At 72.2% G+C, this 6,601-nt stretch carries 6 protein-coding genes; all 6 read right to left on the bottom strand.

The window, feature by feature from the left end; genetic code table 11:
* The coding region (locus BFF76_RS10735) for an ArnT family glycosyltransferase (protein ID WP_141695587.1) at positions 1-908 on the bottom strand (908 nt) is incomplete at its 3' end.
* Complete coding sequence (locus tag BFF76_RS10730) at positions 905-2,209, bottom strand: bifunctional glycosyltransferase family 2/GtrA family protein (protein ID WP_065848082.1); 1,305 nt, start codon at positions 2,207-2,209, stop codon at positions 905-907. The genes BFF76_RS10730 and BFF76_RS10735, both read right to left, overlap by 4 nt.
* A 26-nt stretch (positions 2,210-2,235) precedes the next feature.
* Positions 2,236-3,903, bottom strand: coding sequence for a HAMP domain-containing sensor histidine kinase (locus BFF76_RS10725; protein ID WP_065848084.1), 1,668 nt, complete (start codon positions 3,901-3,903; stop codon positions 2,236-2,238).
* A gap of 16 nt (positions 3,904-3,919) precedes the next feature.
* The gene (locus tag BFF76_RS10720; RefSeq protein ID WP_031097243.1) at positions 3,920-4,657 is read right to left on the bottom strand and encodes a response regulator transcription factor; all 738 of its coding nucleotides are present in this window, start codon (positions 4,655-4,657) and stop codon (positions 3,920-3,922) included.
* 98 nt (positions 4,658-4,755) lie between these two features.
* Entirely contained in the window at positions 4,756-5,637 is an 882-nt protein-coding gene (locus BFF76_RS10715; RefSeq protein WP_065848081.1) for an amidohydrolase family protein, read from the bottom strand.
* A gap of 48 nt (positions 5,638-5,685) precedes the next feature.
* Complete coding sequence (locus BFF76_RS10710) at positions 5,686-6,573, bottom strand: DUF2797 domain-containing protein (RefSeq protein ID WP_065848083.1); 888 nt, start codon at positions 6,571-6,573, stop codon at positions 5,686-5,688.
* Between the last annotated feature and the right edge of the window lie 28 nt (positions 6,574-6,601).

Genomic DNA, 6,601 nt, shown 5'->3' with positions numbered 1-6,601 from the left:
CCGGTCTCCTCGCCGTTGATCCGGCCGAGTCCGTTGTAACCGAAGGTCAGTTCCAGGAAGGAGTTGTTCTGCGAACCGCCGATGTACGGGCGCGAAGACGCGGGCCACAGCTCGACGATCGCGACCCACCAGCCACCGGATACGACCATCGCCAGTGCTGCCAGCCCCAGTTGGCCGAACCGCTTCCGTACGGAGACCGGCGCGAACACGGCGTACAGCACCGCCAGGGGCGGAAGGATCAAGAAGGCCTGCAGGGTCTTCGACAGGAACGCGAGGCCCACCGCGACACCCGCCCAGACCAGCCACTTCGTCCGGCCGGCCTCGAACGCGCGCAGCACGCAGTAGACCGTGACGGTCATCAGGAGCGCGAGCAGCGCGTCCGGGTTGTTGAAGCGGAACATCAGCGCGGCCACCGGTGTCAGCGCGAAGACCACCATCGTGATCATCCCGGCGGCCGCGCTGAAGCGGCGGCGCACGGCGGCGTAGAGGACACCTGCCGTGGCGACGGCCATGAGCACCTGGGGCGCGAGGATCGCCCAGGAGCTCAGACCGAAGACCCGCACCGACAGTGCCATCGGCCAGAGCGTGGCCGGGGGCTTGTCGACGGTGATCGCGTTCGCGGAGTCCAGCGAGCCGAAGAAGAATGCCTTCCAGCTCTGGCTGCCGGCCTGCACGGCTGCGGAGTAGAAGGAGTTGGCGTAACCGGAAGCGCTCAGATTCCACAGGTACGCGAGCGCGACGACCAGCAGCAGGCCGAGAAAGGCGGGCCTCGCCCAGCGCGGGTCCTCGGGCCTGCCCCGGCGGACACGGCGCGACAACGGCTCCCGGCCGCCCGCGGCGTGCGCGGGCGCCCCCGGGGTGTCGGGCGGGACCTGGAAGTGGTCTGAGTGCGTGGCGGCGGCGGTCATCGGACGTTCCTCGGTTCGTGTGCGGCACCCTTGCGGGCGTCCTGGTGGCCGGTGCGCCGGTCGGGGAAGACCCAGGCCCGGAAGAGCAGGAACCGCAGCACCGTCGCCGCGAGGTTCGCCGCGATCAGCACGGCGAGTTCCGTGCCGTGCGAAGCAGATCCGGACGCCGTGCCCAGCGCGGCGAGCGAACCGCTGGTGAGCGCGAGCCCGATCGCGAAGACGACGAGTCCCTGCGCCTGGTGGCGTACGGCGCCGCCCCGGCCGCGTACGCCGAAGGTGAGCCTCCGGTTCGCCGCCGTGTTGGCGACGGCGGACACCAGGAGGGCCGCGGCGTTGGCGGACTGCGGGCCGACGCCCAGCCGGAAGAGCGAGTACAGGGCGAGGTAGACCAGGGTGGAGAGCACGCCCACGACGCAGAAGCCGACCAGCTGCCGGGCCAGCCCGCGCGGCACCCCGGGCACGGCCCGGTCGCGCGGGTCGTCCCCGAAGGGCCGCGCCAGACGGTCCAGCGGCAGCGCACCTGTGGCCAGGGCCCGGCCCACCCGCCAGACCCCCTTGAGGTCCTCGGCCGCGGTCTTCACGATGTGCACGGTGGAGTCCGGGTCGTCGACCCAGTCGACCGGCACCTCGTGGATGCGCAGCCCGGCCCGCTCGGCGAGCACCAGCATCTCGGTGTCGAAGAACCACCCGGTGTCCTCGACCATCGGCAGCAGCCGCTCGGCGACCTCGCGCCGTATCGCCTTGAAGCCGCACTGGGCGTCACTGAACCCGGCGGCCAGCGAGGAACGCAGGATCAGGTTGTAGGCCCGCGAGATGAACTCCCGCTTCGAGCCCCGCACCACCCGCGAACTGCGGGCCAGGCGCGAGCCGATGGCCAGGTCGGAGTGTCCGGAGATCAGCGGGGCGACCAGGGGCAGCAGGGCGTTCAGGTCGGTCGAGAGGTCCACGTCCATGTAGGCGAGCACGGGGGAGTCCGAGTGGGACCAGACCGTCCGCAGCGCCCGGCCCCGGCCCTTCTCCTCCAGCCGGTACGACCTCACCTCGGGGATGAGGCCGGCGAGCCGCGCCGCCACCTGGGGCGTACGGTCGGTGCTCGCGTTGTCCGCCACGGTGATCCGGAAGCCGTAGGGGAACGTCCGCGCCAGGTGGTCGTGCAGGCGCAGCACGCACGTTTCGAGGTCCTTCTCCTCGTTGTACACGGGGATCACCACGTCGAGTACGGGAGCGCCGGCAGCGCCGACCGCTGCGGCCAGGAGATGGTCCCGGGCCGGCAGGGTGCTCCAGGGAGTGTCGGTTCGCATGACACAGACACTCGCCAACCGCCCTGTCACATCGGTGTGATGAGCCTGTGGCCGGTCTGTGAGTTCCCGTACGCACCCGGCGGGGGAGCGGCGGCCTCAGCGCCGTAGGCACCCGGGGTGGGCGCGGCGGCGGCATGGGTGGTGTCCTCCGCCCCCTCCCCGTACACCGCGTCCGCCGGCAGGTGGACGGCGAACACCGTGTCGCCGGGCACCGACCGCACCTCGGCCAGCCCGCCGTGCGCGGCAGCGACGGCCTGCACGATGGCGAGGCCGAGCCCGGTGGACCCTGCGTGCCGGGAGCGCGAGGCGTCCCCCCGCGCGAACCGTTCGAAGACACGCGGCCGCAGTTCGGCCGGGATGCCCGGCCCGTCGTCCCGTACCTCCAGGGTCACCCAGGGCACCTCCCGGCGTGCCTGGCGCACACGGACCGTGACGGTGGTCCCCGGCGGGGTGTGCGTACGGGCGTTCGCCAGCAGGTTGACCAGGACCTGCTGGATCCTGGCCGGGTCGGCGAGCACCGTCGCGGGCACCTCAGGCAGCTCCAGCCGCCAGTGATGGGCGGCCCCGGACGATCCGCCGGGAGCGCGGTCCGCGACGCGGGCGTCGCTCACCGCGTCGATGACGAGGGGCGAGAGATCGGTGCTCTCGTACGAGAGCGGGCGTCCGGCATCGAGGCGCGCCAGGAGGAGAAGGTCCTCCACCATGCCCGTCATCCGTTCCGCCTCGGACTCGATCCGTCCCAGGGCGTGCCGGGTGTCGGGTCCGGCGTTCTCCCGTCCGCGGCGGGTCAGTTCGGCGTATCCGCGGATCGAGGCGAGGGGTGTGCGCAGTTCATGGCTGGCGTCCGCGACGAACTGGCGTACCCGCGTCTCGCTCTTCTGCCGCGCGTCGAGGGCCGAACCGACGTGGCCCAGCATCCGGTTGAGTGCCGCGCCGACCTGGCCGACCTCGGTACGCGGATCGGCCTCGGCGTCCGGGACCCGTTCGAGCAGAGCGACCTCACCGCTGTGCAGCGGCAGTTCGGACACCCGGGTCGCCGTGGCGGCCACCCTGCGCAACGGGCGCAGGGCGACACCGACCATGGCGGCACCGGCGATCCCGGCGGCGATGAGCCCGGCCCCGGTGACGCAGACCTCGACGAGGACCAGCGTGGTGACGGCCTTGTCGACCTCGGCCGTGGGGATGCCGACCAGGACGGACGTACCGTCGCTCTTCGGGACCACCTGCACGCGATAACCGCCGAGCCCGGGGAGTTCGACGTCATGGGGCTCGCCGTCCGGGGCCACCCCGGCGGCCTCCAGGGCCTTCTCCTGCGCGCCGGTCAGCTCCTCGGTGCTCTGCGGGGCATCCGGGCCCTTCGTCACCTTCGAGTCGGAGACGGAACCGTCGAAGACCACGGCCCCGAACGTGTTGAACGGCTGGCCGCCGCCCATCCCGACGAAGCCCAGCGGCTCCTCGTCCTGCGGGCCGACCGGCGCGATCCTGTCGCTGCCCGGCGGTCGCGCCACGGCCATCCTCGTGATGTCGCGCAGCTGGCCGTCCAGCTTCCCGGCCATGTAACTCTGGAAGGCGATCGCGGTGACCGAACCGATCACAGCCGCGACCACCGCGATGAGCGTGACCGCGTACACGACGAGCCGGGTCCGCAGCGTCCAGGGGCGACGCGGACCCCTCCTGCCGCCGGCGCTGCCCACGACGCCGCTCACGGGGCTACTCACCGGGCTTGATGAGGTATCCCGCCCCACGCCGGGTGTGGATCATGGGGGTCCGTCCCGCGTCGATCTTCTTGCGCAGGTAGGAGATGTACAGCTCGACGACGTTGGCCTGGCCGCCGAAGTCGTAGTTCCAGACCCGGTCCAGTATCTGCGCCTTGCTCAGCACCCGGCGCGGATTGCGCATCAGGAAGCGGAGCAGCTCGAACTCGGTCGCCGTGAGGTGGATCGAGTCGTCGCCCCGGCTCACCTCGTGGCTGTCCTCGTCCAGCACCAGGTCACCGACGACGAGCGTCGACTCGCTGCGGACGGCGGCCGTACCGGAGCGGCGGATCAGCCCGCGCAGCCGTGCCACGACCTCCTCCAGGCTGAACGGCTTGGTGACGTAGTCGTCACCGCCCGCCGTGAGCCCGGCGATCCGGTCCTCCACCGCGTCCCGCGCGGTCAGGAACAGCACGGGCACGTCGGAGAGCTCGCGCCGCAGCCGGCCGAGCACGGCCAGTCCGTCCATGTCGGGGAGCATCACATCGAGGATGACCGCGTCGGGGCGGAAATCGCGCGCCGTACGGACGGCTCCCGCACCGTCACCGGCGCTGCGCACCTCCCACCCCTCGTAGCGCAGGGCCATGGAGAGCAGCTCGGCGAGCGGAGCCTCGTCGTCCACGACCAGCACACGGACGGGGCTGCGGTCGGACCTGAGCAGTTCTGTACGCCCCTGGGGCGAGGTCGTCGTCATGGCTCAAGCCTGTGAGACGGCCGTGAGAGAGACCTTTCGCCTACCTGTGAATTCCCTGAGAAACGCGTCGCCGTGCCATCGGGGTGCCCGCGAAGCCCTTACCGGAACAGCTCGCTCGCGTTCCCGTGACAGACCGCCCGCAGCCACGGGTCTCCGAGGCCGAGCCGCTCCAGGGCGTGCAGTTGATGGGCGTACGGGTACGGAATGTTCGGGAAGTCCGTGCCGAGCAGGATCCGGTCCCCCAGATCGGCGAGACGCCTGCGCTCGCCGGCCGGGAACGGCGTGAACCCCTCGGTGAAGTCCGTGAACGCCATGGTCGTGTCGAGCCGCACCCCGGGGTACACCGCCGCCAGCGCCAGGAACTCCGCGTACTCCGGCATCCCCATGTGCGCCACCACCAGCTTCAGCCGCGGGTGGCGGGACAGCAGCCGTCCGATCGGTCCGGGACCCGTGTGCGCGCCGGGAGCCGGCCCGGACCCGCAGTGCGTCACCACCGGGATCCCGGCCTCCGCCAGCAACCCCCACACGGGCTCCAGCATCGGATCGTTGGGGTCGTAACCACCCACCTGGAGATGCGACTTGAAGACCCGCGCGCCCGCCTCGACCGCCTCGCGCACATACGTCTCCACGCCCTCCTCGGGGAAGAACGTCGCGGTGTGCAGACAGTCCGGCACCCGGGCTGCGAACGCCGCGGCCCAGCTGTTGAGCCAGGCGGCCATGCCGGCCTTGTGCGGGTAGAGCATCGAGGTGAACCGGAGCACACCGAACGAGCGGAGCAGCGCGAGGCGCTCGTCCTCGTCATGCCGGTAGGTGATCGGCCACTCCAGCCCGGTCAGCGGGCCCGCCGAGTCGAAGTACGCCCACACCTTGCTGAGCACCCGCTCCGGCATGAAGTGCGTGTGGACGTCGATGATCCCGGGCAGCCCGAGCCGCTGCCAGAACCGCACGACGTCGTCACGGTCACGGCCGTCACTGCTCATCCGCCCCACCTGCCTCGTACGTCTCCGGACACGGTCCCGGCGACGATCTCAGAACAGCCCGTCCTGCACTCCACCGCCCCCCACGGCCACAACCGGCACGCTCATCCCCGCCCGCGCGTCGGCGCCCACCAGGTCCCAGCCGGTGACGAGCCGCGTGTCCAGCACGACGATCCCGTCGTCCGCGGTCTCCAGATGCAGGTCGGGCCCGGCCGCCGCCACCAGCCGTCCCGCCACCACGCCGCCGCCCACCAGCTCCGTCACCACCCGCGCCGCAGGCCCCGCACCGTCGAGCCCGAACACCCCGGCGTGGTCGACCGCCTCGAACGGCAGGCGCTCCAGCGCCTCGGGCCACCCGGCGCCCTCCAGCGCAGCCGCCCGCCCGTACAGCCCTTCGATCTCGGCCGCCCGTTCGACCGGCCCCGGCAGCGCGTCCCGCGCGGCACGCTTGCGCGCGTACGGGATGCGGTCGGGCACCCCGAGTGCCGAGCGCAGCAGTTCCTCCGTGCGCCGCGCGGCCATCAGCGGCCCACGCCCCAGCCAGCTGAACACCACGGCCCCCTGCTCCCGCAGCCGCGCGGCCTCCCGTGCCTCCCCGGTGATCCCGACCTTGACCATCCCCGGACCGAACCAGGCCAGATAGACGCGGTACGTCCGCGGGTCGTCGGCGATCGTGTCGGCGGCCACCGAGTGCGCGCGGTCCAGCCTGGCGCACTCCGCGCACCGCGCCCCCGTACCCCGCGCGGGCACCGGAGCCCCGACCGGGCACAGGTTCCCTCGCGCTCCCAGGCAGGTCCGCACCCCCTCGGCCCGGAACCCGAACTCCTTGCCGTACGCCAGGACGCTCGCCCGCCCCCGCCCGGACCCGTCACTCCGCGCCCACCCGAGCACGGGCTCCCCGTGGGGCCAGCGCAGCCCGGTGCACCTCCAGCCACTCATGGCACCCCCGGTCGGCTCGTACGGTGGT

Origin of the sequence: Streptomyces mutomycini, from assembly GCF_001700505.1 — a bacterium.
In the GTDB taxonomy this organism is placed as follows: domain Bacteria; phylum Actinomycetota; class Actinomycetes; order Streptomycetales; family Streptomycetaceae; genus Streptomyces; species Streptomyces mutomycini.
The sequence above is the reverse complement of the archived record's forward strand: the minus strand, read 5'-3'. Positions and strand labels throughout refer to the sequence as shown.

Bases quoted from the DNA above. Each gene is read 5' to 3' on its own strand.
- BFF76_RS10730 (WP_065848082.1), bottom strand. From the start codon at position 2,209: ATGCGAACCGACACTCCCTGGAGCACCCTGCCGGCCCGGGACCATCTC.
- BFF76_RS10720 (WP_031097243.1), bottom strand. From the start codon at position 4,657: ATGACGACGACCTCGCCCCAGGGGCGTACAGAACTGCTCAGGTCCGAC.
- BFF76_RS10715 (WP_065848081.1), bottom strand. From the start codon at position 5,637: ATGAGCAGTGACGGCCGTGACCGTGACGACGTCGTGCGGTTCTGGCAG.
- BFF76_RS10710 (WP_065848083.1), bottom strand. From the start codon at position 6,573: ATGAGTGGCTGGAGGTGCACCGGGCTGCGCTGGCCCCACGGGGAGCCC.